The sequence below is a fragment of the Leisingera daeponensis genome (assembly GCF_019801465.1).
In the GTDB taxonomy this organism is placed as follows: Bacteria; Pseudomonadota; Alphaproteobacteria; order Rhodobacterales; family Rhodobacteraceae; genus Leisingera; species Leisingera daeponensis_A.
In genome coordinates, this window is sequence record NZ_JAHVJA010000006.1 from 52516 (window position 1) to 68725 (window position 16210).

The following is a 16210-nucleotide window of genomic DNA, read 5'->3' on the forward strand; positions in this document are numbered from 1 at the left end:
TTTGCAGGAATACTTGTTCCGCAGACCTCCGCCGAAAACACGTTAACGTCTGCGAAACTGGACAAATTGCGGCCCATGTGACAAGGGGCAGGGCAACAGGAGACTCGTGATGACCACCACCCGTTTTGCCCCGTCGCCGACCGGCTATATCCACGTCGGCAACCTGCGCACCGCGCTGATGAACTATCTGATCGCCCGCAAGGCAGGCGGCACCTTCATCCTGCGCATTGACGACACCGACCCGGAGCGGTCCAAGGAAGAATACGTCGATGCCATCAAGCAGGACCTGGAATGGCTGGGCCTGACCTGGGACAAAGTGGAGCGCCAGTCCGAGCGTCTTGACCGTTATGTCGCCGCCGCCGACAAGCTGCGCGAAATCGGCCGCTTTTACGAGGCGTTTGAGACCCCGACCGAGCTGGACCTGAAGCGCAAAAAGCAGCTGAACATGGGCAAGCCGCCGGTCTATGACCGCGCCGCTCTGAACCTGTCCGAGGACGAGAAAGCCGCCCTGCGCGCCGAGCGCGGGGATGGCGTCTGGCGCTTCAAGCTGGACCATGAACGGATCGAATGGACCGACGGAATCCTGGGCGACATCTCCATCGACGCGGCCTCGGTCTCCGACCCGGTGCTGATCCGCGGCGACGGCCAGTTCCTTTACACCCTGGCCTCTGTGGTGGATGACACCGAAATGGGCGTGACCCATGTGGTGCGCGGCTCCGACCATGTGACCAACACTGCCACCCAAATCCAGATCATCGAGGCGCTGGGCGGTTCTGTACCCTCCTTCGCCCACCACTCGCTGCTGACCGGCCCGCAGGGCGAGGCGTTGTCCAAGCGCCTGGGCACCCTGGCGCTGCGCGACCTGCGCGAAGCAGGCGTGCAGCCGATGGCGCTGCTCAGCCTGATGGCGCGCCTGGGCTCTTCTGATCCGGTTGAGCTGCGCACGGAGCTGGCAGAACTGATTGACGGCTTTGACATCAACCGCTTTGGTGCCGCCCCCACCAAGTTCGACGTCGAAGACCTTTATCCGCTGACCGCACGCCACCTGCAGTCGCTGCCGCTGGACGCCGTGCAGGGCCACGTTGACGCGCTGGGCGTTCCGGCGGACAAGCAGGCTGCCTTTTGGGATATGGCCAAAGAAAACATCACCACGCTGAAAGATCTGGCTGGTTGGTGGGAACTGTGCCGCGATGGGGCCGAACCGCTGGTGGCTGATGAGGACAAGGACTTCATAGCCCAGGCGATGACGCTGCTGCCCGAAGGCCCTTACGACAGCGAGAGCTGGGGCAAGTGGACCGCCGCAGTGAAAGAGGCGACGGGGCGTAAGGGAAAGGGTCTTTTCATGCCTTTACGCAAGGCGGTGACCGGCATGGAGCGCGGCCCCGACATGTCCGCCCTGCTGGCGCTGATGGAAACCGTGCGCGCCCGCGGCTGACCCCTGCCAGGCTCAATAAAGGAAGGCGGTGCTTCAGGGCGCCGCCTTTTGCTTCTTCTACAGAGCCGGATCAGCCCCAGTTTCCGTCGCGCAATTCCTTGCACATCTCCTTGGCCGCCTCAGCCATGTCCGGGTTCGGATGGCCGCCCAGCGAATCCAGAGATTTTTCCATCCAGCGCATCACAGAAGGCGAGTCGCTGCCGCAACGGGCAATCGGCGGAAAGGCGCAGTTTAGCAGGTGCCTGGCGGTGACCGGTGGAACGCTGACATTCGGATAGGCCGGCTCGCGGGTCCTGCTGGTCTCATCTGCTGGCATGTTCTCCCACAGCAGTCGCTCCAGCCGCCCCATCACCTCCACAGCCGTGCCGGGATCGTTGACGCCGGGTGACAGCGCCCGCTGCGCGGTCTCCGCCAGCAAGGTCAGGCCGAACGAGGGGTCCTGGTCAAAACTGCGTACATCACCGATGTCGATTGCGGCAGAGGCCGCCTTGCAGAAATCGTTGTCCCCGGCCGTGGCCCAGGCCACCGGCTGGCCTCGCAGAATGTACTCTCCCGGCGCGCGCGCCAAGGTGATCTGCGTGCCGGCTTCATCCGCGAGCTCGTTCAACCGCGACAGCCCGGCATAACGCACAAAGCCGCTCTTGGCGGCTGGAATATCCACGGCATCTGAGGGTTTGTTGCCTTTACGGGCGCACAGCCCCCCGAGACAGGGCTTGTCCAAGCGGGCGCGCAGGCTGGCGCGCGTGCGGCCTTCGATCAGCCGCAAGGTGTGGTCCATGCTGCCCAGGCCCGACAGGTGGTCGATCCAGCGCAGTATGGCGCCGACAATCAGCACCACCACGATGACGGTCAGACCGAAAACGACAAAGGCGCCCTCAGGCGTGAAATAGCCCGCGCGGAACAGGATCACCCCGCTGAGCGAATAGATGAAGCCGCTGACAAATGTCGCCAGTACCCGGTGCGTGACAGTGTCTTCCAGCAGCAGCCGGTAGACCCGAGGCGTCGCCATAGAAGCGGCAGTACGGTAAGCGCTGACCATGACATTCAGCGAGAAGGTAGTGACCGCCAGCATTCCTGAGGCCAGGATTGTCAGCACCGGGAGCACCGCCTCGCGTCCGAATTCCTTGCTCAGGTTATCCGGCAGCCAAGGTTTTGCCAGCGGTGCCAGCAGCAGCGCCAGGACGGAGAAAAGGGAAATCAGAACAACCCTGAACCAGAGCTGACGGGCGATCCGGCCCAGATGCAGCAAAATCTTTTCGATCATGCCCTGCAGACTATGCGGCGGGCACCGGTGCTGTCGATCAAATCGTCAAAGATTCTGCGCTCGGCTGCGGTAATGACCTGATGGCGCGGATACCGCGGCGCTTCGCGGTCATCCAGAATTGGCGCGTCCCAGCCATCAGTGGTTCCCACAAACCCGTTCAGGCCCTCTTCACCGAACTCCCGAAGGTAGCCTTGCAGCACCACATCCAGATAGCTGAGCAAGATCGGGTGCCGCTCGGTGACACCGTTCTGTTTTCCAGCGGCAACCGCGTAGACGGAAATTTCAGGTTTGCCGGGCAGGCCGTGCGCCACCTTCCCGGAAGCCGGCAGCCGCTCATAGGCAAATTCCCGTTCGTCCAGAGCCGCCCAGTCACCGCCGGGCACCTCGGCAATCAACCCGTCAATCTCACTGTCTTCACAGGGCACTGCGGTCAGAAAGGCCACTTCGCGCAGTCCGGTATGAACCCAGGCGCGGCGCCAGCCGCGCAGCCGCGCACGCGCCGCGCCGCCATAGCGGTGGGTGGAAGTGTTCACGAGGCTTCCGTAGCCAAAGAAGTAAGGAGCTGTCATACCTGCGCCTTTCTGCCGCATTTCCACTTATTGATGTATGTCAAACCGCTTTTTGGCGGCTTGTGCAATAAGCGATGCAGTATAGCTGCGGGAGCTAACCCATGCGCATTACAAAAAGAACTAACATTGCCGTGCGGCTGCTGATGTATTGTGCTGCGCATGCGGACCGCCTTGTGACCAAGGCCGAGATTGCAGAGTGCTGCAACATCTCGGAGAACCATCTGGCGCAGGTGATCAACCAACTGAGCCAGCTGGGCTATCTCGCCACTCAGCGCGGCCGCAACGGTGGCATGAGCCTAGCCAAGCGTGCGACGGAAATTCGGATCGGCGACGTGTTCCGCGATGTCGAGGGCAACCTTCCGATGGTCGAATGTTTTGCGGATGCGGACAACACTTGCCCGCTGACAGATGCTTGCCGCCTCAAAGTGGCTCTGGCGGATGCTGCAAAAGCTTTCTATGCCTCGTTGGACGACATCTCACTGGACACCCTGGTCTGCGATAACCACGACCTTATGCGTCTCTTGCAGCCGGTCTCCTGCGGCACGCGTTAAGGCACGCCGCGGCATCTCCGCTTACTCGCGCGCGCGCAGGATGCGGGCAGGTTTGGCGGCCAGCGGCCGCAAGGCAAAGGCAAGACCCGCCAGCAGCGTCGTCAGCACCCCGCCGGAAATCACCATCACAGCATTCGGCCAGATCACCGCATAGCTGGTCTCGAACACATAGGCGTTGATCGCCCAGGCCCCGGCGATGCCTGCCGCGAGGGCCACCATCCCCGCTGCTGCCCCCAGCAGGGCGGAGCGCAGCGCAAAGCTTGCCAGGATCTGTTTGCGCGGCGCACCCAGAGTTTTCAGCAGTGCCGCTTCATAGCGCCGTGCAGGTTCTCCGGCGGCTGCAGTGCCCAGCAGCACCAGGAACCCGGTCAGCAACGTCGCCGCGGCGCCATAGGCGGTGGCCGCCGCCAGTTGTCGCAGGATGTCCGACACCCGGTCAATGGCGTCGCGCATGCGGATGGCAGTGATATTCGGCATCTCCCGCGCCAGGTCGCGCAGGATCGCGGCCTCTGCCTGTTCCTCGGCATAGACGGTGGCGATGAAGCTGTGCGGCGCGCCGGCCAGCGCGGCCTCGTTCAGAACCATCACAAACCCCATGCCCGCGGTGGAGAAATCCACGTTGCGGAAGCTGGTGATGGTACCGGTGATGTCACGGCCCAGGATGTTCAGCGTCAGCGTGTCGCTCAGCTTGAGGCCGAGTTCCTCTGCCTCCTCGGCGGCAAAGCTGATCTGCGGGGCGCCTGAATAATCCTCCGGCCACCATTTTCCCGCCGTGACCTCCGTCGCCTCTGGCTGCGCAGCGGCGTAGGTGATGCCGCGGTCGCCGCGCACCACCCAATGATCGCCTGCGACCTCTGTCGCGGGCTGTCCGTTGATCCGGGTCAGCACCCCGCGCAGCATCGGCGCGTTCTCCACCCGGGTGACGGAGGGGTCGTTCTCCACCCGCTCCAGGAAGGCAGGCATCTGGCTGCGCTGGATGTCGACAAAGAAATAGCTCGGCGCCACATCCGGCAGGTTGCCCGCGATCGCCCGGCGCATGTTGCCGTCGATCTGGCCGATGGCGGCCAGCACCGTCAGGCCCAGACCCAGCGCCAGCACCGCAGGCACGGCGCCATCGCGGGCACTGCCAATGGACGACAGCGCCCACCGCAGGGCAGGGCGCCCGCGCGACGCCCGGGTGCCGCGCCGCGCCGCAAAACCGATCGCCAGCGCCGCCAGCAGCAGCACCATCAGCGCCCCCATCAGTCCGCCCGCGGTCCACAGCGTCAGCTGCGCCGAACCGCTGAACCACGCCGCCAGCCCCACCAGCGCCGCCAGCGCCACCCCGGTCGCCAGCAGATAACGCGGCGCGGGCAGCCTTGTGCGGCTGGCAAATGCATCCCGGAACAGCGAGGCCGCGCGGATCCGCTCCGCCCGCGCCAGCGGCCACAGGGCAAAGATGAAGGCAGTCAGCACGCCATAGACAGCGGCCTCCGCCAATGCCGAGGGGTAGAGCGAGAACACGGCCGGGAACGGCAGCTGCGCCGCAATCAACGGCCCCAGCAGCAGCGGCCCCAGTCCGCCCAGAACCAGCCCGATGCCCACGCCGATCAGCGTCAGCGCACCGATCTGCAGGAAGTAGGTCAGGAAAATCGTCTGCCGCTCCGCCCCCAGCGTCCGCAGGGTGGCGATGGTCGCGGTCTTGGTCGCCAGATAGGCGCGCACGGCGGCCGAGACGCCGACGCCGCCGACCGCCAGGCCGGACAGGCCCACCAGCACCAGGAAACCGCCCAGCCGCTCAACAAAGGAGGTGATCCCCGGCGCGCCGTTCCTGGCATCGCGCCAGCGCATGCCGGTGGTCTCAAACAGCCCCTCGGCCTCTGCCTGCAGGGCATTCAGGTTGCTGCCCGCAGGCAGCTCCATCCGGTACTTGGTGTCAAACAGTGTGCCGGGCTCCAGCAGTCCGGACTCTCCCAGATCCGCCGTCCGCACCATGGTGCGCGGCCCCAGCTCAAAGCCGGAGGCCGCGGCATCCGGTTCCAGCGCGATCATCGCCGTCAGGCGGAAATCCTGGGTGCCCAGCCGGAAAACATCCCCCGGCTGCAATCCCAACCGGTCCGCCAGAACCCTGTCCATCACCCCGCCGGGTAAGCCCTCAGCGCCTGCCAGCGCCGTCTTCAGCGGCATTTCCGGGCTCAGCTTCATCTCGCCTTTCAAGGGATACAGACCGTCCACCGCCTTCACCTGGGTCAGCCCGCGCTCCTCGCCAACCGTGGCCATGGACCGGAACTCGGCAATCCCGGAATACCGCAGCGCGGTCCGGTCCAGCCAGGCGCGCTCGTCCTCATTGGCAAACCGGTAGGTGAAATTCAGTTCGGCATCGCCGCCCAGGATCGTCGCGCCCTCTTGCGACAGCCCGGCCTCGATAGAGGCCCGGATGGAGCCAATGGCGGCAATCACTCCGACCCCCAGGGCAAGGCAGGCTAGAAAGATGCGGAATCCCTTCAGCCCGCCGCGCAGCTCCCGCAGGGCAAATCGCCAGGCGAGGCGGATATAGGCGGCATTCATTCCGCGGCCTCGCGCGCCGCCGCGTCGTCCACGCGCCCGTCTCGCAGCCGCACCACCCGGTCGCAGCGCGCTGCCAGCTCCGGTGCATGGGTGACCATCACCAGCGTCGCGCCGTAGCGGTCGCGCAACCCGAACAAGAGGTCCATCACCGCGGCGCCATTGGCCTCATCCAGGTTGCCTGTGGGCTCATCCGCCAGCAGGATCGACGGCCGCGGCGCCAGGGCGCGCGCCAGCGCCACCCGTTGCTGTTCGCCGCCCGACATCTGCGCCGGGAAATGGCCCGCCCGGTGGCCCAGACCCACCGCTTCCAGCTCAGCCTGGGCGCGGGGGAAGGCATCCTTGACGCCCGCCAGCTCCAGAGGCGTCGCAACGTTTTCCAGCGCCGTCATGGTCGGGATCAGATGAAAACTTTGGAATACTACGCCCATGTTATTGCGGCGGAACCGCGCCAGCGCGTCCTCGTCCATTGCGGTCAGATCCTGGCCCAGGGCGGTCACCGTGCCGCCGGTCGCCTGTTCCAGCCCGCCCATCAGCATCAAGAGCGACGATTTGCCGGACCCGGACGGTCCCACCAGCCCCAGTGTCTCCCCTTGTCGCACGTCCAGCGAGATGCCGTGCAAAATCTCCACCGGGCCGGTATTGCTATTCAGGGTCAAACTCGCATCTAAAAGATGCAGAACGGGGCTGTTTTGATTGGTCATTGGGCCTGCCTGTTGGACGCACCTAACGGATATGGAGTGTTTGCAGTGATGCGCAAGACATTGGCACTGCTGAGTTTGCTGCTTTCTACAACCCCCGGCTGGGCAGAGCCGCTGCGGATCACCGTATTGGGCGACAGCTTGGTGCATGGTTACGGGCTGCCGCAGGGACAGGGCCTGGTGCCACAGTTGGAGCGCTGGCTGAATGAAAACGGTGCCGAGGTGGTGCTGCAAAACGCAGGTGTGTCAGGCGACACCACTGCTGGCGGTGCGGAGCGCGCCGAATGGACGCTGTCGGATAATCCGGACGGGCTGATCGTTCTGCTGGGCGGCAATGACATGCTGCGCGGGCTGGACCCGCAGGAAGCGCGCGCCAATCTGACCCGGATCCTGCAGACGGCACAGGCCAAGGGGATTGACGTTCTGCTGATCGGCATGAAGGCGCCGCGCAACTACGGCCCGGAATACAAGCAGGCCTTTGACGCGATCTATCCGGAGCTGGCGGTTGAATACGGCACGGTGCTGCACCCGGACGCCTTTGCCGGCATCGCGGCTGAGGCGGGCAACGACCCCGCAGCGGCGCAGGCGTTCATGCAGGATGATGGCATTCACCCCAACGCCCGCGGCGTTGCGCTCAATGTGGCTGCGATCGGCCCGGCTGCGCTGCAGCTGGTGGCGGCCATAGACGGCTGAAAACAGCCCCGGCCGTCAGGGCTGTTTGAAAATTTCGGTACAGATCAGAGGGTCAGGAGACCAGCGCGATATCCACTGCGGATTCGCGGCCGTCGCGGCCTGCGCGCAGCTCATAGGTCACTTTCTGATTGTCTGCCAGGCCGGTCAGCCCGGAACGCTCAACAGCGGAAATATGGACAAAAACATCCTTGCCGCCTTCTTCGGGTGCAATAAAGCCGTAGCCTTTGGTGGTGTTGAACCATTTGACGGTGCCAGTGGCCATCGTCGTGTACTCCTAAGTCGTCTCAGTTCTCTGCCCGCTTATGCGGCAGTCCGGCAAGGTTTGCAGATGATCATGACCGTGCCGTAATGGGTACAGTGATGGCATTCGCGTAACATCGCCGTGACAGAATTGGGTGCGAATCCCCTTCAGCGCAAGAAAAATGCGCCGTGACGCCGGGTTCTTGGGCAGATTCAGGCAATTGTGCGCCTAAAGGACCGTCACCACAGTGCCCAGCGGCACGCGCTCGTACAGGTCCACCACATGCTCGTTCATCATGCGGATGCAGCCGTTTGACACCGAATGGCCGATGGTCTGGGGCTGATTTGTGCCGTGAATGCGAAAATATGTGTCGACCCCGTTCTGGAACAGATACAGCGCCCGCGCACCCAGCGGATTGTCCGGCCCGCCCGGCTGGATGTACTCGTTATCGATGAACTTGGCATAGGCCTTGGGGTCGCGCTCGATCATCTCGTCGGTCGGGCGCCAGGTCGGCCATTCCTTCTTGCGTTCGATCACTGCCCTGCCGGTGAATTCAAGCCCCGCCTTGCCGACGCCAACGCCATATCGGATCGCCTTGCGCTTGTCGGTCACGAAGTAGAGGTAGTAGGAGCGCGGCAGCACCAGAATCTGCCCCGGAGCAAAGTCTTTCCGGATCCGCACCTCCTGCGGTGTCGGGTCGAAGGGAGCGGGCTCCTTTTTCCGGGCCAGTGCGGGTAAGGGAAGCAGCGCGGCCGCAGCAGCTGCGGTGCCCGTGGTCAGAATTTTCCGGCGTGAAAACATGGCCAAACCTCCGAACTTCAATTTTATCTCTCTTCATCTTCCGGACCCGGCCGCAGGCGGTCAACGGGTTTTGACCCAAGCAATGCAAACTGTTGCACAGCAGGCCGCGGCCGGTATACCGGGGCAAACAGCTACAGGAGCCGTCATGGGCGCCAAGACACTCACCTGCCTGACCTGCGCCCAGCTCAACCGGGTGCCGGAAGAGAAGCTGGGCAGCGGGCCAAAATGCGGCAGCTGCGGCGCCGCGCTGATGCCGGGCCAGCCAGTAGATGTCGACCCGGCGACTTTGCAAAAGGCTGTGCAAAATGACGATGTTCTGCTGGTGGCGGATTTCTGGGCGCCCTGGTGCGGCCCCTGCCGGATGATGGCTCCGGAATATGCCAAGGCCGCCAAAGCGCTGGCAGGCAAGGCGCGGCTGGTCAAGCTCGATACCCAGGCCCACCCGTCCACAGGTGCCCGCTACCGGATCCGCGGCATCCCCGCTCTGGTCGCCTTCGAGCGCGGCAAGGAGAAAAAACGCCAGGCCGGGGCAATGCGGGCAGGGCAGATTGCCGCCTGGCTGCGGGGCTGATCCGGCGGCTGTTCTTTCCCTTGGGCCCTTCGTGTCAGAGCTGGTCCAATCCCCTGAGGTTTAGAACCTTGGGACCGCGGCCCCCTTCCGGGCCGGCGCTGTGTTCCCGGCGGTCATTGTTGCTGCAGTGCCACAGCTGAAAGGCCAGCATGCCCAGCATCAGAACCACGGCTGCAACAGGGTAAAGCAGCACCACCAGCCACACGGGCCAGCCGCCGATCACGCTGGCTGCTATGGCCAGAACAAGGCCTCCGAATGCACCGAAAATTGCGCTGATCCAGGCCATACAGCCCGTTCCCCCCTCAAGTCCCCTGCCAACGCAGGGTAGAGTGCGGTGCGCGAGCAGGCAACCGTGCATAAGAGATATGCGCGAGACCGGCCCGGTATCCGTTCTGCCGCAGGCGGTTCGCACGGCCTCCGCCCGGATGCGCTGCGAACGGGGTCAGGCGGCCGCCAGCCTGCCGCCCGGGGGACGACTGCCGCCGGGGCCGCCGGTCCATTCTCTGTGCCAGTACATCAGGACAACAGCCAGCAGCGCCACCGCGGCACCTGCTGCCGGATAGATCACCAGACAGGCCCACAGCGGCAGCCCGCCAATGGCATAGCCCGCCACGGCGGCGCACAGTCCCGTCACCATACCCAGAAGAATACCTGCCCAGGCCATGACACCTCCACATCTCCGCGCAGCCCGGACCCGAGTGTCCCGCTGCCTCTCTCCCATCATCCGGCCAACTGTGTTGTAAAAAGGTTAAGATTGCGGCGGCGGAGGCAAACCTGCGTAAATAACTGGCGAGCTGCGGTTACTTCGAGGTCAGCGCGACCCCGTCCTTGGCTTTGGGCATCCGGCCCTTGCCCTGCTGCAGCACATGCGCCAGTTCATGCACCAAGAGTTCGGGGTTCTTGGCGTCGCCCGGCTTCATAAAGTAGATGTCGTTGCCATAGGTGAAGGCTTTGGCCTTCAGCTCCTTGCAGACATCCTTGGCGTTGCCGCCCGAATGCACTTGCACCTTGGCCAGTTTGGCCTTGGAAAAATGCGCCTCCAGCCCCTTGCGCACGTCGCCGGGCAGCTTCTTGCCCTTGGTGCCTTCCGGCTCCGTCTTCAGCTTCTTGCGCTTGGCCTTCTTGCCGCCTAGCGCCTCGACCTGCGCCTTCACGTCGTCCGGTTTAATAGCCATGGGGAGGTCCCTTTCAACGCTTCAAACAATATCGGGGCGCTGGGCGCCTGAGGTGAGGATAGCGCAAATCTGGGAAATTGCGAGTTTGGCGGGCGCGGCGAGTGCTTTTCTTTTTTGGGCCGTGTCGCACAGCGGCATGGCCCTCGCCTGACCTTCCCCTTGGTCAGGCGAGGGCCTTGGGTTGCGCCACGGGGGTTGCAAGCGAGTTAGTACGTTCACAAACAGTTTAGCGAAGCATTCCAGGCGCAGTCTTAGATGGTTAGTTAACCGGCTTTGCAGAATTCTTCGGGGTTTCTCTCAACATATTTGACCATTTGGAGTACTAAACCGGGTTCAAAAGTCCCGGCTTCCAAGCGTTGACCGGCTGTGGAACTCAGCATTGCATCTTTCATTTCGGTATTGGCGCGTCTCATTGCCGAGCGAAATTCACTGTTGCGCGCGTCCCCAGGAACCGAATCCAGATGCCTAAGAATAGGGATGATTTCACTAGCGACGCGCTTCACATCGTCCGCTATTTCCGTTTGGTTAAGTTTCCTCAGGCAAAATACAACGTCGGCTGACATGAATGCTGCGTTTCCCATGAATTGCAGGAAACCTCCGTTCAAGATCTGGGCGCGGAAGTACTCCAAGCAGAAGAAGGTCATCTGCCCTTCGGTCAACAGCCCCTTGGCAACCAATTCCCTTAACGAATCCAGTTTGTAGGCATCTAGGGCAGCCCAGATTTCTTCTGAGGCAAAGCCCCCGAGAAGCCTGTCGTAATAATCTTCGATCCTCAACTCGATGTCGGTTTCGGGAGACAGAAAATCTGTCTCCCGGATTGTTGGCTTCGGCAGGATCAATTGATCTCCTGCCAAAAGCCGCTTCAGCCAATTCACCTCACAAACTTCTTGTGCTTCAAGCGCTTGGGCTCCAGCGCGTCGGGACCCAGGCGGCGCTTCTTGTCTTCTTCGTAGTCCTCGAAGTTGCCCTCGAACCACTCCACATGGGCGTCGCCCTCAAAGGCCAGGATATGGGTGCAGATCCGGTCGAGGAAGAAACGGTCGTGCGAGATTACCACGGCGCAGCCGGCGAAATCGACCAGCGCGTCTTCCAGCGCCCGCAGGGTCTCCACGTCCAGGTCGTTGGTCGGTTCGTCGAGCAGCAGCACGTTGCCGCCCTCTTTCAGCAGCCGCGCCATGTGCACGCGGTTGCGCTCACCGCCGGACAGCAGCGACAGTTTCTTCTGCTGGTCGCCGCCCTTGAAGTTGAAGGAGGAGCAATAGGCGCGGGAGTTCACCTGCGCGTCGCCCAGCTCGATGATCTCGGCCCCGCCGGAGATCGCCTCCCACACGGTGTCGTTGTCATTCAGGTCATCGCGCGACTGGTCGACATAGGACAGCTTCACGGTGTCGCCGTATTCCACCGAGCCAACATCGGGCTGCTCCTGGCCGGTCAGCATCTTGAACAGGGTCGATTTACCGGCGCCGTTGGGGCCGATCACGCCGACAATGCCGCCCGGCGGCAGCGAGAAGTCGAGGCCTTCGATCAGCTGCTTATCACCGTAGTGCTTGGCGAGGCCGTTGACCTCGATCACCTTGGAGCCGAGGCGCGGGCCGTTCGGAATGACGATCTGGGCACGGCCGACCTTCTCGCGCTCGGACTGCGACGCCATCTCGTTATAGGCGGCAATACGGGCCTTGGATTTCGCCTGGCGGGCTTTCTGGCCCTGGCGCATCCACTCCAGTTCGCGCTCCAGCGTCTTCTGCTTGGCCTTGTCCTCGCGGGCTTCCTGCTCCAGCCGCTTGGCTTTCTGCTCCAGCCAGGCGGAATAGTTGCCCTCGTAGGGGATGCCGCGGCCGCGGTCGAGCTCCAGGATCCAGCCGGTGATGTCATCCAGGAAGTAACGGTCGTGGGTGACGCAGAGGATGGTGCCCTTGTAGTCGATCAGGTGCTGCTGCAGCCAGGCTATGGTCTCAGCGTCGAGGTGGTTGGTCGGTTCGTCGAGCAGCAGCATGTCGGGCGCTTCGAGCAGCAGCTTGCACAGCGCCACGCGGCGGCGCTCACCGCCGGAGAGGTTCGCGGGCATAGCATCGTCCGGCGGGCAGCGCAGCGCCTCCATCGAGACGTCCACCTGGCTGTCCAGGTCCCAGAGATTCTGGGCGTCGATCTCGTCCTGCAGCTTGGCCATCTCCTCGGCGGTCTCGTCCGAGTAGTTCATCGCCAGCTCGTTGTAGCGGTCGAGGATGTCCTTCTTGGCCTGCACGCCCAGCATGACGTTTTCACGCACGGTGAGGTTCTCGTCGAGCTGCGGCTCCTGCGGCAGGTAGCCGACCTTTGCGCCCTCGGCGGCCCAGGCCTCGCCGGTGTAATCCTTGTCGAGGCCGGCCATGATCTTCATCAGGGTCGACTTACCGGCGCCGTTCACGCCGACGACACCGATCTTCACGCCGGGCAGGAAGGAGAGGTGGATGTTTTCAAAGCATTTCTTGCCACCGGGGTAGGTCTTGGAGACACCCTGCATGTGGTAAACGTACTGGTAAGAAGCCATTATGTCGCTCCGTGATGGGGGGAATTCGCTGGCAGGTGTGATACCCGATGGGCGCAGGCGGGGCAATGCGGGATGCAGTTGCAGATGGCGAGCAAGACGTGCTCTGCCGATACAGCGCTATCTGCAACGGTTGTGACTGCCTGTCCGAGACCGCACCGGCGGAGAGCAGCAAGTGCCGACCCGTTTCACTGGGGGATGGCTGGTGGCTTGGCGGGGCAGTCGCATCCAATTCGCAGCTTGGACCTCCACAACCAGGCGAAACATAGGCACATCTGCGGGTCTGGAGGCCGCGCCGCTTACACCCGGTGCCAATTTGCATCTGTTGCATGATGTCTGGATGCAGCGGGCGGGACGGTCTGGAGGCGACTGGCCTGTTACGCTAAAATTACCCGGAACGGTTGGGCGTACGCTGGTGAGTTCTTCTTTACGGCTAGGCTGCGGTGGACAGCAGACAAGTGACGGGCTTCATTGAACCGCCTGAATTTATCCTGATGAGGCCGCGATGGCGACGATTACATTTTACGAACCCTTTGTTATCGGCACCGAGATCGAAGCCGAGTTCTTTGTCTCTGCCGAAAGTATCCTGTTTGTGGGTGCTGACGGGTTTCGCGCGGAATACAGATCGGCTCCTGCGGAGGCGTTCCAGTTCATTGTGGGTGCAGACAATTCTTTCACAGTCACCGGCACGATCGAATCCTACTACCAGTACCAGCCCTACAGCGTCACAGAGCCGGTTTATACCGTGACAGGCCTTTCGCTGGACGCAGGGAGCGTTGTTTCAGATCCAAACATCACGTCCGAAGACTTTCTGCAGCTGTTTTACGGCGGATCCGATATTTTCAACGGCTCTAGCCAGAATGACAGCATCAGAGGCTTGTCCGGCGCGGACCTGATCAGGGGCAACGGCGGCCATGACCAGCTGTTTGGCGGCATAGGCGCGGATTCTGTATATGGCGGTTCCGGTAATGATGAATTGGAGGGCGGCACTGGGTCGGACCGGCTAGGAGGCGGCAACGGGCAGGATACATTGTTCGGTCAAGCTGGCGCAGATACTTTGTACGGCGGGGCGGGCAGTGACTGGTTGGGTGGCGGAGATGGTTCTGACGCCTTGTATGGCGGATCCGAAAGCGATGTTCTGCGCGGGCAAAACGGTAATGATGTTTTGTTCGGAGGTCGCGGCCGGGATTCCCTTTTCGGAGGCGATGGCAGTGACACTCTGTATGGGGGTGATTACGCTGATACGCTCGAAGGCAGGTCAGGTAATGACAGCTTGTTTGGCGGCAGCGGCAATGATGATCTGAGAGGGAACATAGGGCAAGACACGCTTGCTGGTGTAGGCGGTTCCGATACTTTGGATGGCGGCTATGCCGCAGATTTTCTTGATGGCGGGGTTGGAAATGACTGCCTGATTGGCGGGTCTGGAAATGACACACTGCTGGGCGGTTCCGAAGATGATATGCTGCAAGGCGGCAGGGGTAACGATACACAGCAAGGCGGCACAGGCAATGACATTTTGCAGGGCGGATCGGATGACGACTCGCTGCAAGGCGGTTCGGGCGATGACACGCTACAAGGCGGTTCCGGCAGTGATACGCTGAATGGCAGCCTTGACGGCGATCAGCTGTTTGGAAGCGCCGGGAACGATGTTCTTTTTGGAGGCGATGGCGCTGATTTTCTGGCGGGCGGAGATGATGAGGACAGCCTGACAGGCGGTTCGGGCGATGACACGCTGAATGGCGGGTCCGGTGAGGATACTCTCAGCGGCGGTGCCGGAAATGACGACCTGCTAGGAAACTCGGACAATGACGCGCTGTTTGGGAATGCGGGGGCGGACGAGCTGGATGGCGGCGGGGGAGCTGATCTGCTTGATGGCGGTGCGGGAGATGATGAGCTGTCAGGGGGAGGCGGTTCGGATACCCTGACTGGTGGACTAGGAACCGATCTCCTCAGCGGCGGCGCGGGTGCGGATGTCTTTGTCTTCAGCAGTTTTGATGAGGCCAGTGCCGGGGACGATTTCCTGGACGTGATCTCGGACTTCGACGTTACCCGGGACCGGATTGACTTCAGCTCTCTCACTTCGGGGGATGCCTATATCGGCATATCCCTCGACGACGGTGATTTTGAACTGACACCATCCAATGGGGCCAATTTCTTTGACATCACCCTCTTCATTGACGGCCACGATGATGGCCTGTTCATCGGAGCAATGGACAGCAGTGAAACAGAGTTGGACTTCGAGATTCTTCTTCTCGACGCCACAGGGTTGACCTCGGAACATATTATCGGGATTTCCGGTGGTCCCGTTGGAATGTAACCAAGATAGGTTCGGAATTGCCTGGCTGGCCAGGCACGGGCATTTTGGTGCTAAATTCTGCGCAGGCAGGGGCAAAAAAGAGGGTTCAATGAACAGCAACAAGAGCAAGGCGGTGCTGAGATTGCCTTTGGCGGCGGCACTATTGCTTTCGCCGGCGGTGGCAGAAGCCGCCGCGATGACAGGCCGGGCCGCATTGCGGGAAAACGCTGCGGTCTATGTGCACAAGGCGCAGGTGCGCGGCTCCCCGTCGGCGTCGCAGTTCGGTGGTGGCATTGGCGAGACCGGCGGCGATGCAGCGGAAAGTGATGGTGTTAGAAGTTCCAGCACCAGCACCGCGGCACTGGTCGGGCCGGCGTCGGTCACAAATTCTGTCACCGCTGCTGTTGTTGCCCAGATCAGCATCTCCTCGGCGGCCTGCGAGGCGGTTGGCGCGGCCTACCGGACCGATTGTCTTGCCAATGAACTGCGGGCGCTGGTCAAGAAATTGCCTGCCGAGGGCGAATACGCAGCTGCCCGCGAGGCGCTGGCGACTGCTTCGGACGAGTTGAGCAGGCTGTCCCGGCAGAACCGGGACAACAGCCAGCCCCGGTTGCGGATCACTGTTCAGGCGGATAGCGAGACCAAGCGCCGCCCGGTGGCGGCTGTAAAGCAGGAAACGGTGGCTGAAACCAATGCCAAGGCGCTGGCGATTCTGGAAGACACCACAACCGTTCTGCTGCGCTCGGCGGAGGGCAACAGCGATGTGGCGCTGCATTACCAGCGGATCGCCCAGGCGCTGAATTCCAGCAAGGTTCTGCTGCGATCGTCGTGACGCGGCGGTCCCC

At 62.5% G+C, this 16210-nt stretch carries 17 protein-coding genes; 6 read left to right on the forward strand and 11 right to left on the reverse strand.

Features of this window, described 5'->3' with window-relative positions; translation table 11 throughout:
* Positions 1 to 109 precede the first annotated feature (109 nt).
* Positions 110 to 1435 carry a glutamate--tRNA ligase gene (gene gltX, locus KUV26_RS13945; protein ID WP_222508793.1) on the forward strand — a complete coding sequence of 442 codons (1326 nt, stop codon included), beginning with the start codon at positions 110 to 112 and terminating at the stop codon, positions 1433 to 1435.
* Positions 1436 to 1505: 70 nt separating this feature from the next.
* Here gltX and KUV26_RS13950 read toward each other — a convergent pair whose 3' ends face one another.
* The gene (locus KUV26_RS13950; RefSeq protein ID WP_222508794.1) at positions 1506 to 2699 is read right to left on the reverse strand and encodes a DUF2254 domain-containing protein; all 1194 of its coding nucleotides are present in this window, start codon (positions 2697 to 2699) and stop codon (positions 1506 to 1508) included.
* Positions 2696 to 3268 carry a gamma-glutamylcyclotransferase family protein gene (locus tag KUV26_RS13955; protein WP_222508795.1) on the reverse strand — a complete coding sequence of 191 codons (573 nt, stop codon included), beginning with the start codon at positions 3266 to 3268 and terminating at the stop codon, positions 2696 to 2698. The genes KUV26_RS13950 and KUV26_RS13955 overlap by 4 nt, the downstream gene beginning before the upstream one ends.
* A gap of 101 nt (positions 3269 to 3369) precedes the next feature.
* On the opposite strand from KUV26_RS13955, the gene KUV26_RS13960 reads away from it, so the two are divergent.
* Entirely contained in the window at positions 3370 to 3819 is a 450-nt protein-coding gene (locus KUV26_RS13960; protein WP_222508796.1) for an RrF2 family transcriptional regulator, read from the forward strand.
* 21 nt (positions 3820 to 3840) lie between these two features.
* Here the strand turns inward: KUV26_RS13960 and KUV26_RS13965 are convergent, their stop codons facing one another.
* Together KUV26_RS13965 and KUV26_RS13970 are read right to left on the reverse strand one after the other, a co-directional pair.
* Entirely contained in the window at positions 3841 to 6366 is a 2526-nt protein-coding gene (locus tag KUV26_RS13965; RefSeq protein ID WP_222508797.1) for an ABC transporter permease, read from the reverse strand.
* A complete protein-coding gene (locus KUV26_RS13970; RefSeq protein ID WP_222508798.1) occupies positions 6363 to 7067 on the reverse strand; it encodes an ABC transporter ATP-binding protein in 705 nt (234 codons plus the stop codon). The genes KUV26_RS13965 and KUV26_RS13970 overlap by 4 nt, the downstream gene beginning before the upstream one ends.
* A 48-nt stretch (positions 7068 to 7115) precedes the next feature.
* Between KUV26_RS13970 and KUV26_RS13975 the strand changes: the two genes are divergently transcribed.
* On the forward strand, positions 7116 to 7757 hold the full coding sequence (locus KUV26_RS13975; RefSeq protein WP_222508799.1) for an arylesterase: 642 nt from the start codon (positions 7116 to 7118) through the stop codon (positions 7755 to 7757).
* Between the two features lie 52 nt (positions 7758 to 7809).
* Here the strand turns inward: KUV26_RS13975 and KUV26_RS13980 are convergent, their stop codons facing one another.
* Together KUV26_RS13980 and KUV26_RS13985 are read right to left on the reverse strand one after the other, a co-directional pair.
* Positions 7810 to 8019: a cold-shock protein gene (locus KUV26_RS13980; protein ID WP_027236435.1), complete on the reverse strand. Its 210-nt coding sequence runs from the start codon at positions 8017 to 8019 to the stop codon at positions 7810 to 7812.
* Between the two features lie 207 nt (positions 8020 to 8226).
* On the reverse strand, positions 8227 to 8799 hold the full coding sequence (locus KUV26_RS13985; protein ID WP_222508800.1) for a L,D-transpeptidase: 573 nt from the start codon (positions 8797 to 8799) through the stop codon (positions 8227 to 8229).
* A gap of 145 nt (positions 8800 to 8944) precedes the next feature.
* Here KUV26_RS13985 and trxC point away from each other — a divergent pair, with 145 nt between their 5' ends.
* A complete protein-coding gene (gene trxC / locus KUV26_RS13990) occupies positions 8945 to 9370 on the forward strand; it encodes a thioredoxin TrxC (RefSeq protein WP_222504812.1) in 426 nt (141 codons plus the stop codon).
* Between the two features lie 34 nt (positions 9371 to 9404).
* On the opposite strand, the gene KUV26_RS13995 is transcribed toward trxC, so the two are convergent.
* From KUV26_RS13995 to ettA, 5 genes are all read right to left on the reverse strand, one after another.
* Positions 9405 to 9656, reverse strand: a complete 252-nt coding sequence (locus KUV26_RS13995; RefSeq protein WP_222508801.1) for a hypothetical protein — start codon at positions 9654 to 9656, stop codon at positions 9405 to 9407.
* 156 nt (positions 9657 to 9812) lie between these two features.
* A complete protein-coding gene (locus tag KUV26_RS14000; protein WP_222508802.1) occupies positions 9813 to 10034 on the reverse strand; it encodes a hypothetical protein in 222 nt (73 codons plus the stop codon).
* A 136-nt stretch (positions 10035 to 10170) separates the two neighbouring features.
* Positions 10171 to 10545: a DUF4157 domain-containing protein gene (locus tag KUV26_RS14005; RefSeq protein ID WP_222504815.1), complete on the reverse strand. Its 375-nt coding sequence runs from the start codon at positions 10543 to 10545 to the stop codon at positions 10171 to 10173.
* 263 nt (positions 10546 to 10808) lie between these two features.
* Entirely contained in the window at positions 10809 to 11420 is a 612-nt protein-coding gene (locus tag KUV26_RS14010; protein WP_222508803.1) for a DMP19 family protein, read from the reverse strand.
* Complete coding sequence (gene ettA, locus KUV26_RS14015) at positions 11417 to 13072, reverse strand: energy-dependent translational throttle protein EttA (RefSeq protein ID WP_222508804.1); 1656 nt, start codon at positions 13070 to 13072, stop codon at positions 11417 to 11419. Before ettA ends, KUV26_RS14010 begins: the two co-directional genes overlap by 4 nt.
* Before the next feature lie 502 nt (positions 13073 to 13574).
* Here ettA and KUV26_RS14020 point away from each other — a divergent pair.
* Positions 13575 to 15386 carry a calcium-binding protein gene (locus KUV26_RS14020; protein ID WP_222508805.1) on the forward strand — a complete coding sequence of 604 codons (1812 nt, stop codon included), beginning with the start codon at positions 13575 to 13577 and terminating at the stop codon, positions 15384 to 15386.
* Positions 15387 to 15474: 88 nt separating this feature from the next.
* Complete coding sequence (locus KUV26_RS14025) at positions 15475 to 16197, forward strand: hypothetical protein (protein ID WP_222508806.1); 723 nt, start codon at positions 15475 to 15477, stop codon at positions 16195 to 16197.
* Positions 16198 to 16210 lie beyond the last annotated feature (13 nt).